Consider the following 18,980-nt stretch of genomic DNA (forward strand, 5'->3'; position numbering starts at 1 on the left):
AAAAAGAGGAGTTCCGTTATGGGTATTTTTTCTCGATTTGCAGATATCGTTAACTCAAACATCAGTGCATTACTGGACAAGGCGGAAGATCCTGAAAAAATGATCCGTCTTATCATTCAAGAAATGGAAGACACACTTGTTGAAGTGCGTACTAACTCGGCTAAAGCGATTGCAGACAAGAAAGAGTTGGCTCGTAAGGTTGAAACGTTAGAAGAGCAAATTGGCGAATGGGGTCAAAAAGCGAGCTTAGCATTAGTTAAAGAGCGCGAAGATCTAGCTCGTGCAGCATTAATTGAAAAGCAAAAGCTAGAGCAAGTAATTAAAGGCCTCCACACTGAGCAAACCTTAGTGGAAGAAACGATCGATAAGCTTACTGGCGAGATTGGTAAGTTGGAAAGCAAAATTGCTGAAACGCGCGCAAAACAGCAAGCACTAGCAATTCGTAACCAAACTGCATCTAACCGTCGTGATGTGCAAAAACACCTGCACACTAGCCGTACTAATGAAGCGATGGCGAAATTTGAGCAGTACTCACGTAAAGTGGATGAAATGGAAGCGGAAGCAGACCTATATGCTCAAACTGGTAATGCTAAATCGCTAGAACAAGAGTTTGCAGAGTTGCAGGCACAAGACGAAATTGAAAAAGAGTTGGCAAAACTGAAAGAACAGATGTCATCGAAAGATAAATAAGAAAGGAGCCATTTATGTCGGCATTTTTTATAGCAGGACCAGTGATTGTCTTTTTAATCTTTGTCGCTCCACTATGGCTCTTCTTACACTATCGCAGCAAACGCAAAACAGATAGTGCACTGTCGAGCCAAGACTTAGAGCGCCTTCAGGTACTATCTGAAAAAGCGGAAGCGATGCAGTCCCGAGTTGATACATTGGAGCGCATCTTGGATGCTGAGTCACCAACATGGAGACGCAAGTATGAATAATCGAGAACTGTATCGTGATCCAGTAAATGGCAAAATCTCCGGTGTTTGCGCCGGTATTGCCAACTACTTTGGTGCAGAAGTTTGGTTGATTCGTATTGTAGTGATTTCTGCAGCGCTGCTAGGTGGTACGTTTTTGGTATTGTTAGCCTACGTCGCGATGGCGTTTATGTTAGAAAAGCAACCAGTAACGTATTCTGAAAATATCAGAGCGCAGCAAGAGCATACGCTCAAAAGTAAGCCTTGGCAGAAAGGGCAAAGCCCTGATCAACTGCTCAGTGTGTTGGAAAGGGATTTTGACCGTCTTGATGGCAAAATTCGTAACATGGAAGCTTATGTTACGTCTGATACATATAGGGTGAACAGAGAATTCAGTAAGCTCTAGGCATTTTGTATCCAAAGAAGATTTAACTGAAGCAGGCATAAAGCCTGCTTTTTTATCACAAATTACTAATTTTAAAGCACTATTAATCTTTTCTGCTCTGGAAGTTCGTTCAAAATTCATCTACTTTAAAAATAATCCCCCAATTTTTATGGATGAATGTAATGAGAAAATTGCTCATTCCTATTGCCATCTCGGCTGTCTTGTCGGGGTGCGGTAAAGAACTTCCTCCTGTTCCTGAACCTGAATCGCGTCCTGCGAAGCTATTTACAGTATCTGTTGGCAATGCCCAGTTTGAGCGACATTTTCCTGCCACGACGGAAGCTGGCGATAGAGCAGTACTGACATTTCGAGTTCCAGGGCTTCTTCAAACGATAGAAGTGAATGAAGGTCAAGTCGTCAGTAAAGGTGATGTTTTGGCGTCATTAAACCCAGATGAATATTCTCTGCTCGAACAGCAAGCTCGGGCAAATTTTTTGCTCGCAGATGTGCAATACAAGCGATACCAAAAGCTACGTAAAGACCAAGTAGTATCTGAGCAAGATTTTGATGAGGCAAAAGCGAACCACAACTCGGCAAAAGCTCAATGGAATCAAGCAAAGGCAAACTTAAGATATACCAAACTTGTCGCGCCATATGATGGCACCATTTCGTACATTCCAGCAGAAAACCATGAATATGTTGCCGCGAAAGAAGGGGTGATGAATATTCAGTCCAACCAACTCCTCAAAGTGATATTCCAAATCCCAGACTATCTTCTAAATCGTTACACGCAGGGGAGCGATGTCTCTGCCAGAATGATATTTGATGCGTTCCCCGAGCAAGCCTTTGACTTAACCTTTCAGGAAATCGATACTGAAGCCGACCCTAAAACGGGCAGTTACAAAGTTACGATGGTCATGGAGCGACCAGCAGAAATAGGCCTTTTTCCGGGAATGTCTGGCAATGCTTACCTCCTGTCCAAAAGTGCAGGAGCGACAAAGATTCCTAACTCCGCGTTGCTAGAAGAGAACGGCAAAACATACGTTTGGCGTGTCGATGAGCAAGGCATTGTGTCCAAAGCCGCAATTGAGATGAATGACAAAAATCAAGTGTTAGCCGGGCTTAACGATGGCGACCAAATCATTATCTCGGGTGTCAGTGTAATTGAACCCGGAATTAAGGTAAGGGCGTGGATTAAGGAAAGAGGGTTGTAATATGAAAGGAATCATCTCTCTAGCGACTTTACTTTCAACGCTTTTTCTCGTTGGCTGTGGGGATAAGGCGCCAGAAAAAGAGCTCGAAACGCCACGAGTTAGGGTTACGTCATTAGCGGGAAACAAGGTGGACGACAACTTGTACTTCCCTGCGGTTGCGAATGCAGCGGATCGCTCTCATTTGAGCTTCAGAGTGGCAGGAGAAGTCAGCCGCATCATGGTAAAAGAGGGCGACAAAGTCACGAAGGGTGATGTTATTGCAACGCTAGATCCCACTGACTATGAGTTGGATGTAGATAATGCGAGTGCGCGTTTTTCTGTTATCGACAGTCAGTATCGCCGCTCACGCCCTTTGGTTGATAAAGGCCTATTAGCTAAGTCTCAGTTTGATGAAATTGCAGCACAACGACAAATCGCCTTAGCTGAGCTTCAGTTAGCCAAACTTCGTCTATCATTTACTGCCTTAAAAGCGCCCGTGGATGGGATTATTTCGCGAGTTAATATCGACCAATTCGAAAATGTTCAAGTCGGACAGCATATCGTTAATATTCACAGCTTGGAGCGAGTCGAAGTGTTGATTCAGCTTCCTGACCGCCTCTATGTGAACCAACCGCCAACGGAAGAAAGGCTTACCGCGATCAAAGCATTAGTGCGCGTGCCCAGTGGTAACGAATATAACGCGACGGTAAAAGAGTTTACGACTGAGCCCGATCCAACAACAGGTACGTTTACTGTCACACTGTCGCTTCCTATGCCGGAAGAAGAGTACATCCTAGATGGTATGGCTGTTGAGGTAACTTCTAAAGACGAGAATGTTGGGCTTGATCTCAACCTAGGAATTAATGTTCCTATCGAAGCCATTTTTAATGCGGATGGTGACGAGCTGGGGCGCGAAAACAAATTTGTTTGGGTACTGAATGACGACAATACGGTATCGCGCAAACAGGTGCGAGCAGGTAAGGCATCTAAAACGTCCATTCAAATCCTTGATGGTCTCATGCTCAAAGACAAAGTCGTGATTGCCGGTGTTTCTCGATTAAGGGATGGCATGAAAGTGGAAGTGATACAGGAAATGGCTACGCAGGAGGTCGGTCTATGAGCGATCTTAATAAATCAGTGCCTCAAAGTGATGATGATGTGACCGGTATTGCTGCGTACTTCATCCGAAATCGCGTCATCAGTTGGATGGTCGCACTGATATTTTTGATTGGTGGTATCGCCGCATTCTTTGGTTTAGGGCGTCTTGAGGACCCTGCTTTTACTATTAAAGATGCGATGGTAGTGACCTCTTACCCTGGTGCGACACCGCAACAAGTCGAAGAAGAAGTGACGTACCCAATCGAAAAAGCGATTCAGCAGCTTACTTATGTTGATGAAGTAAATTCGATTTCTAGCCGGGGATTATCTCAAATCACGGTCACGATGAAGAACAATTATGGCCCTGATGATCTACCACAAATTTGGGATGAGTTGCGCCGTAAAGTGAACGACCTTAAAGGGACGTTGCCTCCAGGTGTGAATGAACCTCAAGTGATCGATGATTTTGGTGATGTTTACGGGATTTTGTTAGCGGTGACTGGCGACGGTTATAGCTATAAAGAGCTACTGGATTACGTCGATTACTTACGCCGAGAGCTCGAACTGGTTGATGGCGTGAGTAAAGTTTCGGTATCCGGGCAACAGCAAGAACAAGTTTTCATCGAAGTATCGATGAAAAAGCTGAGCAGTATAGGTCTTGCTCCGGATACCGTGTTTAATCTTCTTTCGACGCAAAACGTGGTTTCTGACGCAGGAGCGATCAGAATTGGTGACGAGTACATCAGAATTCAGCCGACTGGCGAGTTCCAGAGTGTGGAGGAGCTGGGTGATTTGTTAATTACTGAGTCGGGCGCTCAGGGGCTCATTTTCTTGAAAGATGTGGCGGAAATAAAACGTGGTTACGTAGAAGTCCCGAATAATATTATTAATTTTAACGGAAGTCTTGCACTAAACGTCGGCGTTTCTTTTGCTGAAGGCGTCAACGTCGTTGAAGTCGGAAAAGCATTTGATCATCGCCTTGCCGAGCTAAAGTACCAGCAACCTGTCGGTATCGAAATTTCGGAAATCTATAGTCAGCCGAAAGAAGTGGATAAATCGGTTAGCGGTTTTGTTGTGAGCTTGGCTCAAGCTGTCGGTATCGTCATTATCGTACTTCTGTTCTTTATGGGGCTACGTTCTGGGCTACTAATCGGTTTAATCTTGCTGCTGACGGTGCTGGGTACGTTCATTTTCATGAAGTATCTCGCGATAGATTTACAGCGGATTTCATTAGGTGCCTTGGTTATCGCGTTAGGTATGCTGGTGGACAATGCCATCGTTGTGGTTGAGGGGATTTTGATTGGTACTCAAAAAGGGCGAACTCGACTCCAAGCAGCGACCGACATTGTTACCCAAACAAAGTGGCCATTACTTGGGGCAACTGTGATTGCGGTAACTGCATTTGCGCCAATTGGACTGTCTGAAGACTCGACGGGCGAATACTGTGGCACTTTATTTACGGTTCTGCTGATCTCTTTAATGTTGAGCTGGTTTACCGCTATTTCGTTGACACCATTCTTTGCTGACATCTTCTTTAAAGGCCAGAAGATTAAACAAGGTGAAGGGGAAGAAAATGATCCATATAACGGGGTTATTTTCGTTATTTATAAAAAGTTTCTTCAGTTTTGTATGCGTCGTGCTTGGTTTACCGTTGTGGTGCTGATTGCGGGATTAGCGGCAAGTGTTTACGGGTTCACCTTTGTGAAGCAAGCGTTTTTCCCATCTTCGACAACGCCGATTTTTCAGTTAGATGTATGGATGCCAGAAGGAACTGATATTCGAGCAACTAACACAACGCTTAAAGAGTTAGAAAGTTGGTTAGCTAAGCAAGAGCATGTTGACCATATCACGACGACCGCGGGTAAAGGCTTACAGCGCTTCATGTTAACGTACGCGCCAGAGAAAAGTTATGCGGCTTATGGTGAGATAACCACTCGTATGGAAAATTACGAAGCGTTAAAACCATTAATGGCGAAGTTTCGAGAGTATTTAAAAGCCAACTACCCAGAAATCAATTACAAGCTCAAACAGATTGAGTTAGGCCCTGGTGGTGGTGCAAAAATTGAAGCTCGCATTATTGGCTCAGATCCAACCGTCCTTCGCACGATAGCCGCTCAGGTCAAGGACATCATGTACGCCGACCCTCAGGCAACAAATATCAGGCATGATTGGCGTGAACGAACCCAAGTTCTTGAACCTCAGTTTAACGAGAGTTAGGCACGTCGCTATGGCATTACCAAATCGGACGTCGATGATTTCTTGTCCATGTCATTCTCTGGAATGACGATAGGCTTATACCGAGACGGCACGACGCTCATGCCTATCGTGGCTCGCTTACCTGAAGATGAACGTATTGATATTCGTAACATCGAAGGCATGAAAATATGGAGTCCAGCACAGAGTGAGTTTATCCCACTTCAACAAGTCACAATGGGTTACGACATGCGTTGGGAGGATCCTATCATCGTACGTAAGAACCGTAAGCGTATGCTCACTGTGATGGCAGACCCTGATATTCTAGGTGAAGAAACCGCATCGACGTTGCAAAAACGTTTACAGCCCCAAATCGAAGCGATTCAAATGCCTCCTGGCTATTCACTAGAGTGGGGTGGTGAATACGAATCTTCTGGTGATGCTCAAGAGTCGCTGTTTACTACCATGCCAATGGGGTACTTGTTCATGTTCTTGATCACTGTATTCCTATTTAACTCTATCAAAGAGCCACTCATTGTTTGGCTTACCGTGCCGCTGGCGTTAATTGGCGTCACCACAGGTTTGTTGGCACTCAACACGCCGTTTGGTTTTATGGCATTGCTCGGCTTCTTAAGCTTATCGGGAATGGTGCTCAAAAATGGCATCGTATTACTGGACCAAATTGAAATTGAAATGAAGTCCGGTAAAGAGGCTTATGACGCGGTCGTTGATGCTGCGGTAAGTCGCGTCCGTCCCGTTTGTATGGCTGCTATCACGACGATCCTTGGTATGATCCCACTGTTGCCAGATATTTTCTTCAAACCAATGGCGGTTACGATTATGTTTGGTTTGGGTTTTGCGACAGTCCTGACACTGATTGTCGTGCCAGTGTTGTATCGTTTGTTCCATAAAGTGGCAGTACCGAAACAGGTTTAGTGCTACTGATATAACGATGAAAAATATCGCGCCTCTAGCTCATCAGTTAGAGGCGCTTTTTAAGGAAGAATAATGACAGAACAAAAAACGTGTGCGTGGGCGATGAATCACCCATTAGAGCGCGAATATCATGATTCCGAATGGGGCGTGCCAGTATATGACGACCAAGTCCTGTTTGAGTTTATTACTTTGGAAGGTGCGCAAGCTGGTCTTAGTTGGATCACCATCCTTAAAAAGCGCGAAGGTTACAGAGAAGCGTTCGAGAATTACGATCTAGATGCGTTGGAACAAAGAAATGAAGAACGCGCTGAATACATCGTGGAAAACTTCGATGTTGTGAGACATCGCGGAAAGATTAACTCGGTATTCAGTAATGCCAAAGCGGCCAAAGCGTTAATTGCTGAATACGGGAGTTTATCAGACGCGTTGTGGCAGTTCGTGGACGGTGAACCAATCGTCAATCAATGGCAACATATGAGTGACGTACCAGCTTCGACAGAGCAATCCAAAGCCATGAGTAAATTCCTAAAAAAGAAAGGCTTCAAGTTTGTCGGTGAAACCATCTGTTATGCTTTCATGCAAGCCGTCGGCATGGTGGATGACCATATCGTTGGATGTCCTAAAAAGCAGAATAAGTGACGTTTGGCTATTAAGCTAATGTTGTTAGTTCTGGCTATCATGAATACGTTCCAAAGCTTCGATTCGACGCCATTGAGTGGCATCGAAGCTTTGTTTTCTTAAAGCAATGATTTCTGCCTGTTTTTCGTCTTGCCCTAGAAAACCTCTATTCAGAATATTTTGACGCTGCTTTAAATAAGTGGCGAGTTGAGTCTCAAATGATGCTCTTTGCTCATCAAGCTTTTGCAGCCTCTGCGCTCCGGCATCTCCTACCAGAGCAACACGGGCGATGTACTTGTCTTGTGAATCAAGCTGAGAAGCTTGCTCGAGCTGCTTTGCTAATGCGTTATTGCGTTCACTTTCTCGTATGTAATCCGGTTGTTCTGATAACGCTTGATTGAGAAGGTGTGCTTGACTCTCGATATCCGATGCCTGTGTTTTAATCGTCAGCTTTTCTAAAGCAAGTTGGCGAAGTCGGTTTTCTTCGTCAAACAATTGGGTTATCTGCACCTCGTTAAAGTATTGAAGCTGTAAGTTCAGTATTGCTTCATTCAGCATGGTTAACTGTTCAAGCGTTAGGTGGTTGTGCTCAAAAGGCTCTAATGCAGTGAGTGCTTGCTTGTAGGAAAGGTAGGCTTGAAAAAGTGTGGCATCAATATTCAGAGTTTGCTTTGCTAAAGTGTCATCATTGACTTCCGCTTTGATCGTATCGAGATCTTCTTCGCCCAGCCGGCTAAGAGAATATTCGAAGAAATCTTTTGGAGAAGAGACATCGGCGGCTATATCTTGCTGAGATTGCGAATGGTTAGAGGTTATCTCTTGTTGTTTGTCGCTTTGCAACAGAGAAAGCGCTCCCACGCCAAATATCGAGAGCAGGATAAAAGTGGTGAGAGCGACTTTCTTCATTGTGATGACCTCTTATAAACCTTGAAGTTTGAGACGATTTGCATGTTGGCGATAAAGCGTGACTGGATCGGTTTCAAAAAGATGATGAATACCGAGTAGGCCGTTAATTTCATCCAAATGGTTCATTTGATAATCATCACGTATGACTTTGCCCAAATGTGTGCTGCACGCACCAACTAAGCCATCATTTGGCCCATCAAAGGCTAAGCCAAGTACCATCATGGCAGCGTCGGTCGGATCGAAAACGTTTGTAAAAGTGGATGATCCGGTCCATGAGTAGTAATAAACGCCATTTGAAGCCAGCAAGTCACCATTACCACATTCACTGGTAGGGACTCCTTCTGGATAGTGTTGGTTAAACGCTAATGATCCTTCCGTGGTTAATGCTGCTAGTGAGGCTAAAGGGTCTTGGTCGAGATCAGAACCGCCTGATAGAAGATTAATAAGAGTGGTTAAACCTTGCGCCAGTTTTACCGCGAGCTGCTCACTACCCGAACCCTCAGATACGGTGCCACGAACTAAATCTGCCACTTTAGACCCTTTATTAACGCCTCCTATACTCGTAACTGATGCGACTAGGTCAGGACGGACAGAGGCAACATAGCGCGTTGTTGGACCACCATGACTGTGACCAATGAGATTGACTTTCTCTGCGCCTGTTGCTGCAAGTAAGGTTTCTACTTGAGCAAGCAGTTGCTCCCCTCGAACTTCGCTGCTATTGGTCGCGGATACCTGTGCAACATAAACCGTAGCGCCATCTTTTGTTAAGGAATGTGGTATTCCGAAAAAGTAATCAACGCCTGCCAGGGTATCAAAACCAAACAAACCGTGAACCAGAACAATCGGATACTTGGTTTGGGTATAACCTGTTGCAGCGTATACGGAGGTTATTGGGACGGTAACTAAGGTAAAAAGCATTAGCGCTATAAATTTGAGTTTCAAAACTATCTCCTTGTGGTATGACCTCTTATGAATGATAAAAAGTAGGAGAGAAACCCTAAATTTGGAAAGCCTATTTGTGGCACATTATTTCATTCTGTGACTGCTCAATTGAAAAACAACACAAATGATTAACATTAATTAATGGTTCGGGTGAATGTTGGTTAATTCTAATTAAGTCAGGGGCTTATAAAAACGCCCCGCAATGCAGGGCGATTCAATCATTGTTATAGGGAGGCTTCTTTTTCAAGCATTAAGGCATTATAACGCGCAAAACCAGCCTCTAAATCAGCGATCAAGTCATTTACGTCTTCTAAGCCAATATGAATACGAACCAAAGTACCTTCAAAGTGTGGGTGAGCTATGGTTCTCAGGCTGTTAAAGCTCTTAGGTTCGTTAGCTAGAATGAGGCTTTCATAACCGCCCCAAGAGTAACCCATACTGAAGTGTTTCATACCATCAAGCAGAGCCGTCGTCGCTTTTGGATAAGACGTTTTGAGAACAAATGAAAACAAGCCGTTTCCACCTGTGAAGTCTCGTTTGAAAAACTCATGGCCAGGATTTGTTTCTAAAGCGGGATGGCGGACATGATCAACTTCTGGGCGAGAAGCGAGCCACTGAGCGACTTTTAAACTGCTTTCTGCGTGCTGTCTTAGGCGAACATCCAACGTGCGAATACCTCGAAGACCTAGGTATGCGTCGTCAGGAGAAACGCACTGACCCATCAGGTAGCTTTGTTCACGAAGCTGATCCCAATACTTTTCAGAAGCCACAGCAGTACCTAGCATGACATCTGAATGTCCAACAATATACTTAGTTGCCGCTTGAATGGAAATGTCTACGCCATGCTCGAAAGGAGAGAAGTTCACGCCTGCTCCCCATGTGTTGTCTAGCATCACGATGATATCTTGCTCGTGGGCAATGCGCGCTAATGTAGGCACATCTTGGACTTCCATGGTTATTGAACCAGGAGACTCCAAGAAAAGGACTTTGGTATTCGGCTGAATCAAGTCTCGGATACCTTCACCGATCATTGGGTCATAATAGGTGGTTTCGATGCCCATTTTCTTCATGATGGTGTTACAAAAGTCACGAGTTGGTTCGTAACAAGTGTCCACCATTAGAATGTGATCGCCAGTTTCAACGAAAGAGAGGATGGCGTTTGAAATTGCTGCCGTTCCACAAGGGTAAAGCGCGCAACCAGCTCCACCTTCAATCTCAACCATTGCGTCTTGGAAAGCAAAGTGCGTGTTGGTGCCTCGGCGACCATAAAACAATGTTTTGTTTGCACGATTAATGGTGGCTTGGTTCTTTTCTGCAACGGTATTGAATACCACGGTTGAAGCGCGTTGAACGGGTGGGTTTACAACACCATTTGTCCACTTTTTATCGCGGCCAGCGGTAATGAGTTTGGTTTTTTTTCCCTCTGACATAAAAGTTCCCTGTCTTAAATATTGCGGTTTTGAATATTTAAAACATGGACGACGTAGGTTATGCAAGGGAAAAGTCAACTATCAGCCAATATCAGCCAATAACAGCCAAGATGAACAGGTAATGCTGTCGAGAGGTATCGTGTAGATAGGGAGCTAAAAGAACAAACCTCCAGCAGGATGCATGTAGCGCTGGAGGTTTTTTAGCCTGTGTATTTGAGGTATTAGAGGAGTGGGTTGAAGAGATAGAACACTCGCTCTAAGAACCGAGAAAATAGGCTCCTTTTCTCCCATTCTTCCAATACAACAGTGTGAGATTGCTTAATATAGCTATCTTGTAACCAAGACATTTGCTTGGTGAACTCTTCGTCATCAACGGCGAGGGTCACTTCGAAGTTCAGCCACAAGCTGCGCATATCCATGTTTACGGTGCCAACTAAACAGAATTGGTCGTCAATTACGACAGATTTTGTATGCAGCAAACCACCATAAAACTCATAAATCTTGACCCCTGCACTCAAGAGCTCACTATAAAAAGCGCGTGACGCCCATTGCACCATCATAGAGTCATTTTTATGTGGAATAATGAGTTCAACGTCAATGCCTCGTTGTGCTGTCATCTTTAACGTTTCGAGTAAATCAGCATTGGGCACGAAATATGGTGTTGTGATTCGTACCGAGCGATTGGCTTGGTTTATTGCCAATGTTAATACTTGATAGATCAGATATTCCGGCATACCTGGGCCAGAAGGCACAACCTGAATAGGGTGTTGGAATTCACTCTCATCGATCTTGCATTCAGGTAGTCTTGGTAAATGACGTTCGCCAGTTTCGACTTCCCAATCCCAACAGTGGATGGCACTCAATACGTTTACCGTTGGTCCCGTAATGCGAACCATGATGTCCACCCAATGCCCAACGCCACTATTTTGCTTGAAGTAAGCCGGGTCAACCAAGTTCATTGAACCTGTATAAGCAATTTCATCATCAATTACGATGATCTTGCGATGTTGGCGAAGATCAAGACGACGTAAGAAAATACGCCACATCTTCACTTCTAACGCTTGAATAACTTCAATTCCAGCATCCTGCATCATTCGATACCAAGGACTTCTGAAAAAACGCGGGCTACCTGCTGAATCGAGCAATAGTTTGACATCTACGCCGCGTTTAGCCGCTTGAATAAGCGCAGAAGCCACAGAGTCAGCCAAACCACCTGGATGCCAAATGTAGAATACCATTCGAATACTGCTCTGCGCGTTTTCGATGTCTTCAATAATGGAATGCAAAATCTCATTAGGTGACTGTTGCAGCGACAATGTATTACCGCTCAATGCGGGAAGACCAAGGCGGTTGTTACAAAGTTCATCAATTCGGTAGATGTGCCTTCCCATCGTTTCTGGGTTGTGCGCGTTACAGTCGTTAAGCTGACTGAACCACTTCTCGAATGGTGTAAACATCTCTTTCGCACGTTCGGCTCGCTTTCTGCCTAAGTTCAGTTCACCGAAGAGGAAATAACATGCGACACCCAGAACGGGAAGGATATAAATGATCATTAGCCAAGCTAAAGACACGCTCACTGCACGGCGCTTTAAAACGACACGAATGGTCACACCTGCGACCAGTAACCAATATAGCCCGATGCCAGCTAAAGTAAGAAAGTGATAAAACTTGTCCATATACGCTCAGAGTAATATGCCCTTCTAGGATATTAAGCATAAAAGTGGGTTGGGGGAATAGATTTCCCATTTAGACGTGGGATTGACCTTATATGAGGAACGAATTTCATAACAGCTGATTCTGTTATTTTAATGTGAAAAATAAGGCCATTCTTTAACTTTTGAACAAAAAAGCAGCATTTAACCTGCGTAACTCGACACTTGTGCGATAAATGTACTTTTTTGGGGTTCCAATTTTAAAGGGGAGCTGCTTTACTTTCTAGACATAGTGCGTCGAACGCTTATTCTATAAGTGTACAATAATTTTTACATAAACTTTTTAGACGCCTATCTCTATGCATACACAACAAACTAATTTTGGAGAAAAAGCGTGGCTACAACTAATACAGCAGCACCACGTGATACGTGGGGGTCTAAACTAGGCTTCGTAATGGCAGCAGCGGGTTCCGCTGTCGGTTTAGGCAATATATGGAAATTCCCTTACACAGCAGGTGAGAGTGGCGGCGGTGCATTCGTTGCTATCTATCTTATCTTTGTAATTTTTATCGGCTTTAGCGTGATGCTGACAGAGTTCGCTATTGGTCGTAAGACAGGTCTTTCTGCCGTAGGTGCATTCAAAACAACTGACCGACGCTGGACGTTCACTGGCGTTATGGGAGTCTTCAGTGGTCTTTTGATCATGGGCTTCTACCCTGTGGTTGGTGGTTGGGCATTGGCCTACATCTTTAAAGTGGGTGGTGGTCTACTCAGCGCGCCAGAAGCAATTGGCGACAGTTTTGGCGGTTTCATCTCAGATCCGATTCAACCTTTAATGTGGATGGGTGTTTACCTGTTCCTTAACGTCATGATCGTGATGAAAGGGATTTCGGGTGGTATTGAGAAAGCCGGTAAGGTTCTGATGCCGCTTCTGTTCTTAATCCTAATCGTTGTTTCTGTTAAGGGCTTAATGCTGCCAGGTGCAATGGCTGGCCTTGAGTTCTTATTCATGCCGGACTTTTCTAAAGTCGACAGCAACGTGGTTCTTGCTGCACTAGGACAGGCGTTCTTCTCACTTAGCTTAGGTATGGGTTGTATGATGACGTACGGTTCTTACCTGAAGAAGAAAGAGAATCTAGTTCAAACAACCGGTATGGTTACAGCGATGGATACTGGTGTCGCGATTCTTGCTGGTGTTGCTATGTTCCCAGCAATGTTTGCCTTTGGCATGGAGCCTGCAGCAGGCCCTGGTCTTGTATTCGTTGTCGTTCCTCAGCTGTTTGCTGAAATGGGCGGTGTGATTGGGTTGCTATTCGCGTTGCTATTTTTCATCGGTTTGACGGTGGCGGCATTAACTTCTTCAGTATCACTATTGGAAGTTGTCGTGTCTTACCTAATCGACGAGAAAGGCATGAAGCGCTCTAACGCAGTTCTGTCTGCAAGCGCAGTTATGGCGGCATTATGTATTTTTGCGTCACTATCGTTAGGTGGAATGGGACCAACGCTGTTCGGTACCGGTGCCTTTGATATCTTCGACTTGCTAACGGACAAAATCTTCTTAGCGGTTGGTGGTATGTTGGTTTGTATCTTTGCTGGATGGCGCCTAAGCCGTGCTGAGCTAGAAAAAGAGATCACTAATGACGGCGAAGTATCCTTCCCGCTATTTGGATTGTGGTACAACCTAGTTAAATACCTGATTCCTGTTGCGATTGCTATTGTTGCCTTCATGGGGATTAAGTCTGGCTTTGATAGTGGCAAAGGTGAAATCATGCTGCTGGGTATCGCAATCATTGGTCTTGCTGGCATTTTCTCGAAGAAGCTTTAGAAAAGACCTTAGGGCAAGCCTCGATAGCTTTGTCCGATAACTTATGTATACTGCTGGCTCCAAACGTGGAGCCAGTTTTTTTATGTTCGATATTCTACATACCCATCCCGATTTTCTGATCATCAATAAGCATCCCAACGTCTCTGTTCATAAAGACGATGGCGACACAATGCTGCTGCAAGAAGTGGCTAAGCAGAGTGGTGATGAGCAGCTTTATCTTATCCATCGCTTGGATAAAATGACATCGGGTATTCTGCTCCTCGGACGCAACGCCAAAGCGGCTAGTGCGTTATCGCAAGCTTTTGCTGACCGCCAAGTGGAAAAGTTCTATCTGGCGATTGGCTCTAAAAAGCCGAAAAAGAAACAAGGTTTGGTCGTTGGTGATATGGAGCGTTCGCGCCGTTCATCATGGAAGCTGGTCAACAGCAAAAATAACCCAGCCGTCACCCAGTTTTTCTCTCTTGCGGCAGAGCCCGGAGAGCGCCTATTTTTATGTAAGCCACACACTGGTAAAACGCATCAAATCCGCGTGGCATTAAAATCGGTTGGCTCAGGTATTGTTGGCGACCCGATTTACAATGCAGGCAATGAGGCTGATCGCGGTTATCTGCATGCATTTTCACTTTGCTTCCAATACCGAGATGAGCAATATCGCTTTGTTTGCGACCCACGAGAATACCAAGTGCTGGGTAACAAATGGCTCAGTGAAATAGTCTCTCAGGGTTTGGATACTTGGCTTTCCCCTTGGGAACTGAACTGGCCTACGATCAAATAACCGTCACAAAGAAAACTAATAAGAGAACTCGATGCAAGCATCACAACTTCCGCTGTTCTTTCAGCATCTAGAAACCGAGCTCGCGCAAGCTCCTAACGAAATTCGTCGACTGTTTCATGGTCGTGGCCGTCGTTTTGAGGGCCTAGAGCAAATCACCTGTGATTGGTTACAAGGTCAGGTGATTATCAACTTGTTTAAAGAAGTCGACGACGCGTTTCTCGCTGAGCTGAAAAACGGCCTCAATGCGTTGGCACAATCACCACTGTGGGCAGACAAGCAAGGTCGCACTATGGTTCTTCAGCACCGTTATGCCGATGGTGCGCCTTCAGAAGTGCTTGTCGGTGAATTAGACGCTCGCCCTGTCGTTGAAGAAAGCGGTTTGAAATACCAATTGGATATTGGCCGCAATCAAAACTTCGGTCTGTTTTTGGACATGCGCTACGGTCGTGATTGGGTACGGGAAAATGCGAAGCATAAAAACGTGCTTAACTTGTTTGCTTACACGTGTGGCTTTTCTGTCGCTGCCATTGCGGGTGGCGCAGATAAAGTGGTTAACGTCGACATGGCAAAAGCGTCGCTGTCTAAAGGTCGTGAGAACCACAAGCTAAATGGTCATAACATCAACCAGGTAAGCTTTATGGGGCACGATATCTTTAAATCGTGGGGTAAGATTAAGAAATCTGGTCAGTATGACTTGATTATCATCGATCCGCCTTCATTCCAGAAAGGCAGCTTTGCGCTGACTAAAGATTACAAAAAGATTTTACGTCGGTTGCCGGATTTGTTGGCAGACGGTGGTCAAGTGATGGCATGTGTGAACTCGCCATCTGTGACAAGCGACTTCTTGATTGAAAGCATGAAAGAAGAAGCGCCAGAGTTGACATTCCGTGAGCGTCTGGATAACCCACCAGAGTTTATGGACGTAGACAGCGAAGCAGCATTGAAAGTGTTGCTGTTTAGCGAGAAGCAATGACGACGAAACGAAAGTTGTACCTATCTATAATACCAGCCGTTTGAGTAAGGCTGGCATCTCCGCGATACCCCGTCAATCTGAATAGCGAGACGCGAGTGTGATTCAGAGTCTATTATCAGAGTGAGTTATTCCTAACACGCTGATATTAGATTCCTGACCTCGCCTAGGCTCGTCGGAATGACGGGAAACAATAAAAGATCGATACCAGCAGCATTAACCGATCTGCACTTCAAGATCCGCTTCGATGGTTGATGAGCAGGCGAGCACATAGCCTTGTTCAATTTCTTCTTGCGTCAATGTTTCTAGGCTGGTGGAAGAGACGTTGCCTTTACGAACCTTGCATTTGCACGAGCCACAAATCCCGCTTCGACAAGCGACGATTAATGGTAAACCTGCGCTTTCGAGCACATCGGCCAGTACCTGACCTTTTTGAGCATCGATGCTTTGAGCAAAATCAGGAACAGAAACGTTAACCGTCTCATCGGAGACCGATGATTCTGCGCCAGTCGCTGGCGTAAAACTCTCTTGGTAGAAGTTCGTCATGTCAAAACCAAGGTCATTCAAATAGCCGTGAACATCTTGCATAAACTGGCTTGGACCACACAGGTAAACGGTGCGCTGTTTGAAATCAGGAACAAGCTCTTTAAGCCAGTCGGCATTCAAACGACCTTGTGGATGCGATGTTCCTTCGCGGTTTTTCAGCAACAACTTTAAATTGAAGTTGGGATACACAGCGTCTAACGTTTCTAGCTGATCGTAGTAAATCGTCTCTTCTGGGCTGCGTGCAATATGAAGAAATGCGATGTCCACATCGTTGTCGTTTTCATCTTGATTACTCAGCCAGTGTTTTGCCATCGAAAATACGGGCGTGACGCCGCAACCTGCACTGATAAGCAAGGCTTTTGTTTCGCCATCACGTAACACGGGTGGATGGTCGATGCAGTTAAATTCGCCTGCTGGTGGTAATGCTTGAACAGTATCACCGAGCAGCAGCGAGTCAACGATGTAGTTCGATACTTTACCGCCAGATACTCGTTTGATGGTGAGTTGAAGGTGATCGTCTTCATTGATCGAGCTGATTGAATAGGCACGAAACTCCATTTTTCCATCAATTTCGACGCCCAAGTTAATAAACTGGCCAGGCTTAAACTGAAACAGAAGTGATTCGGTTAGTTCGGCCAATTTTATGCTGACGGTGTCGTGTGTTTCGAAGTATTTGTCGATGCAACGGAGTGTGACGGGCTGGTTACCTTGCCATTCAAAAAACATAACAATCTCTTTGGTTGTGGCTATTTTTGGTTCGAAATAGATAGCGCCTCCGCGTAAGGAGGCGCGTAACAAGCAAGTTTATTAAGCTGCTAGGATGGCTTTTAGATCATCCTGAACATTGCCAATACTGCGCATATCGAACTTCTCTTGGATGATGGCGATTAGGTTTGGCGTTAGGAATGCCGGTGCAGTAGGGCCTGTGTAAATGCCTTTCACGCCCAATGCAAATAGCGTTAGCAAGATAACGATCGCTTTTTGCTCGAACCAAGAAAGCACAAGCGTGAGTGGCAGTTCATTGATGTCACAGTCAAACTCTTTCGCCAGTGCAAGTGCAAGCTGGATTGCAGAGTAAGCATCGTTACATTGGCCCACATCCAATAGGCGAGGAATGCCGTTGATATCGCCAAACGTATTCTTGTTGAAGCGGAACTTACCACACGCCAAGGTCAGGATTAGCGTGTCTTCTGGTGCTTCAGCCGTAAAATCGGTGTAGTAGCTACGTTCCGCTTTATCGCCGTCACAACCGCCGACTAGGAAGAAGTGCTTGATGTTGCCTTGCTTCACTTGGTCGATAACCGCAGGGGCGGCGTTCATCAGTGCATTTCGACCAAAACCAACCGTGATGTGGTGTTCGATTTCATCGTGTTGGAAACCATCTTGCGCTAGAGCACATTCAATCACTTGGCTAAAATCATCGCCTTCGATGTGAGCCACACCAGGCCAGCCAACAATACTACGAGTGAATAAACGGTCTGCGTATTGACCCACATTTGGATTCAACAAGCAGTTTGACGTCATTACGATTGCACCAGGGAAGTTGGCGAATTCTTTCTGCTGGTTTTGCCATGCGCTGCCGTAGTTACCGACAAGATGAGAGTATTTCTTCAGCTCAGGGTAGCCGTGTGCAGGCAGCATTTCACCATTGGTGTAAACGTTAATGCCTTTGCCTTCGGTCTGTTGCAGGATTTTTTCTAGGTCATGCAAATCATGGCCAGAAACAAGAATACATTTACCTTTTACTGGCTTGACGTTCACCGTGGTTGGTTCTGGATGGCCGAAGGTCGTTGTTTCACCTTGGTCGAGCATTTCCATCACTTTGTAGTTCATCAGGCCAATGCGCATTGAGCAATCAAGTAGTTCGCCAAGATCTTCAGGGTCTGTGCCCAACCACGCCATGATTTCATGGTATTCGGCATAGATATCGTTGTTGGTTTGCTCAAGAACACGTGCGTGCTCCATGTATGCTGCGGCACCCTTAAGGCCGTATAGGCAAAGTAGGCGTAGGCCAATCACATCTTCATGTACTTGGTCCTTACCACGGTTAACCGCGACTTGAGGAGCAAAAGCTAAGATTGCTTCTGCGCTTTTTGGTAGCTCAAAGTGAGCAACAACAGGGATGTCAGCAACTTCGGTATCGGCGAGTGTTGCAGCAGACATTACTTGCTCTTTTAGCAATGCTTTGTACGTTGCCGCTTGAGAAGTTAGCTCTAGGACACGTTCAGGGTCAAAGTTTACGTTCGTCAATGTAGAGAAAAATGCCTTTGGTGCCCATTGGTTGATTTCATCGTTAATGATGTTGAATTCAAGTGCTTTTGATGCCCAAAAAGAAACCCCTTGCAGTGTGTAAACCAACACGTCTTGAAGGTCAGATACTTCAGAAGTTTTACCACACATACCTTGTGCAAAAGAACAACCTTTAACAGCAGGGGTTTGAATTGTCTGTTCACATTGAATACAGAACATATTGGGTTCTCCAGTGATTGTTTTAATAGTCGTGATGTTGACCACTAGAGAGCAGAATGTGTGCCAATTGTTATCTTGTTGATTTGCATTGGATTTTATCAGATTTAGGAGAGTGGTTGATGTAATTA

General features: G+C 45.1%; 15 protein-coding genes and 1 pseudogene. 10 read left to right on the forward strand and 6 right to left on the reverse strand.

Translation table 11 applies throughout. From position 1 onward, the window contains the following. The first annotated feature begins 18 nt into the window (after positions 1–18). The 7 genes and pseudogenes from pspA to R7040_RS01060 all read left to right on the forward strand — a co-directional run bounded on the left by pspA (position 19) and on the right by R7040_RS01060 (position 7,358). A complete protein-coding gene (gene pspA / locus R7040_RS01030; RefSeq protein WP_005378119.1) occupies positions 19–690 on the forward strand; it encodes a phage shock protein PspA in 672 nt (223 codons plus the stop codon). Positions 691–704: 14 nt separating this feature from the next. Continuing rightward, complete coding sequence (gene pspB / locus R7040_RS01035) at positions 705–938, forward strand: envelope stress response membrane protein PspB (protein WP_005378117.1); 234 nt, start codon at positions 705–707, stop codon at positions 936–938. Next, positions 931–1,320 carry an envelope stress response membrane protein PspC gene (gene pspC, locus R7040_RS01040; protein WP_017634673.1) on the forward strand — a complete coding sequence of 130 codons (390 nt, stop codon included), beginning with the start codon at positions 931–933 and terminating at the stop codon, positions 1,318–1,320. The genes pspB and pspC overlap by 8 nt, the downstream gene beginning before the upstream one ends. Positions 1,321–1,481: 161 nt before the next feature. Further along, the gene (locus tag R7040_RS01045; RefSeq protein WP_318095231.1) at positions 1,482–2,513 is read left to right on the forward strand and encodes an efflux RND transporter periplasmic adaptor subunit; all 1,032 of its coding nucleotides are present in this window, start codon (positions 1,482–1,484) and stop codon (positions 2,511–2,513) included. A gap of 1 nt (position 2,514) precedes the next feature. Beyond that, entirely contained in the window at positions 2,515–3,612 is a 1,098-nt protein-coding gene (locus tag R7040_RS01050; protein ID WP_318081264.1) for an efflux RND transporter periplasmic adaptor subunit, read from the forward strand. Then, positions 3,609–6,719: pseudogene (vmeI, locus tag R7040_RS01055) on the forward strand (efflux RND transporter permease subunit VmeI). The gene R7040_RS01050 and the pseudogene vmeI overlap by 4 nt, the downstream one beginning before the upstream one ends. A gap of 72 nt (positions 6,720–6,791) precedes the next feature. Next, positions 6,792–7,358, forward strand: a complete 567-nt coding sequence (locus tag R7040_RS01060; RefSeq protein WP_005378109.1) for a DNA-3-methyladenine glycosylase I — start codon at positions 6,792–6,794, stop codon at positions 7,356–7,358. A 24-nt stretch (positions 7,359–7,382) separates the two neighbouring features. Here the strand turns inward: R7040_RS01060 and R7040_RS01065 are convergent, their stop codons facing one another. The 4 genes from R7040_RS01065 to cls form a co-directional block, all read right to left on the reverse strand. Next, entirely contained in the window at positions 7,383–8,243 is an 861-nt protein-coding gene (locus tag R7040_RS01065; RefSeq protein WP_213967368.1) for a lipase secretion chaperone, read from the reverse strand. A gap of 12 nt (positions 8,244–8,255) precedes the next feature. After that, positions 8,256–9,161 carry an esterase/lipase family protein gene (locus tag R7040_RS01070; RefSeq protein ID WP_017820863.1) on the reverse strand — a complete coding sequence of 302 codons (906 nt, stop codon included), beginning with the start codon at positions 9,159–9,161 and terminating at the stop codon, positions 8,256–8,258. Between the two features lie 248 nt (positions 9,162–9,409). After that, complete coding sequence (locus R7040_RS01075) at positions 9,410–10,615, reverse strand: cystathionine beta-lyase (RefSeq protein ID WP_053349514.1); 1,206 nt, start codon at positions 10,613–10,615, stop codon at positions 9,410–9,412. A 221-nt stretch (positions 10,616–10,836) separates the two neighbouring features. Next, positions 10,837–12,291 (reverse strand): cardiolipin synthase, encoded by a 1,455-nt coding sequence (gene cls, locus R7040_RS01080; protein WP_005378105.1) that lies wholly within the window; start codon positions 12,289–12,291, stop codon positions 10,837–10,839. 430 nt (positions 12,292–12,721) lie between these two features. Between cls and R7040_RS01085 the strand changes: the two genes are divergently transcribed. The 3 genes from R7040_RS01085 to R7040_RS01095 all read left to right on the forward strand — a co-directional run bounded on the left by R7040_RS01085 (position 12,722) and on the right by R7040_RS01095 (position 15,840). After that, complete coding sequence (locus R7040_RS01085) at positions 12,722–14,092, forward strand: sodium-dependent transporter (protein ID WP_042522154.1); 1,371 nt, start codon at positions 12,722–12,724, stop codon at positions 14,090–14,092. Positions 14,093–14,174: 82 nt separating this feature from the next. Next, the gene (locus tag R7040_RS01090) at positions 14,175–14,867 is read left to right on the forward strand and encodes a TIGR01621 family pseudouridine synthase (RefSeq protein ID WP_025766861.1); all 693 of its coding nucleotides are present in this window, start codon (positions 14,175–14,177) and stop codon (positions 14,865–14,867) included. A 31-nt stretch (positions 14,868–14,898) separates the two neighbouring features. Continuing rightward, the gene (locus tag R7040_RS01095) at positions 14,899–15,840 is read left to right on the forward strand and encodes a class I SAM-dependent methyltransferase (protein WP_064368054.1); all 942 of its coding nucleotides are present in this window, start codon (positions 14,899–14,901) and stop codon (positions 15,838–15,840) included. A gap of 213 nt (positions 15,841–16,053) precedes the next feature. On the opposite strand, the gene R7040_RS01100 is transcribed toward R7040_RS01095, so the two are convergent. Together R7040_RS01100 and hcp are read right to left on the reverse strand one after the other, a co-directional pair. Next, positions 16,054–17,109, reverse strand: coding sequence for a hybrid-cluster NAD(P)-dependent oxidoreductase (locus R7040_RS01100; protein WP_213986662.1), 1,056 nt, complete (start codon positions 17,107–17,109; stop codon positions 16,054–16,056). Between the two features lie 81 nt (positions 17,110–17,190). Next, entirely contained in the window at positions 17,191–18,852 is a 1,662-nt protein-coding gene (gene hcp, locus R7040_RS01105) for a hydroxylamine reductase (protein WP_182016155.1), read from the reverse strand. Positions 18,853–18,980: the final 128 nt, after the last annotated feature.

The sequence above is a fragment of the Vibrio sp. 1069 genome (assembly GCF_033340555.1).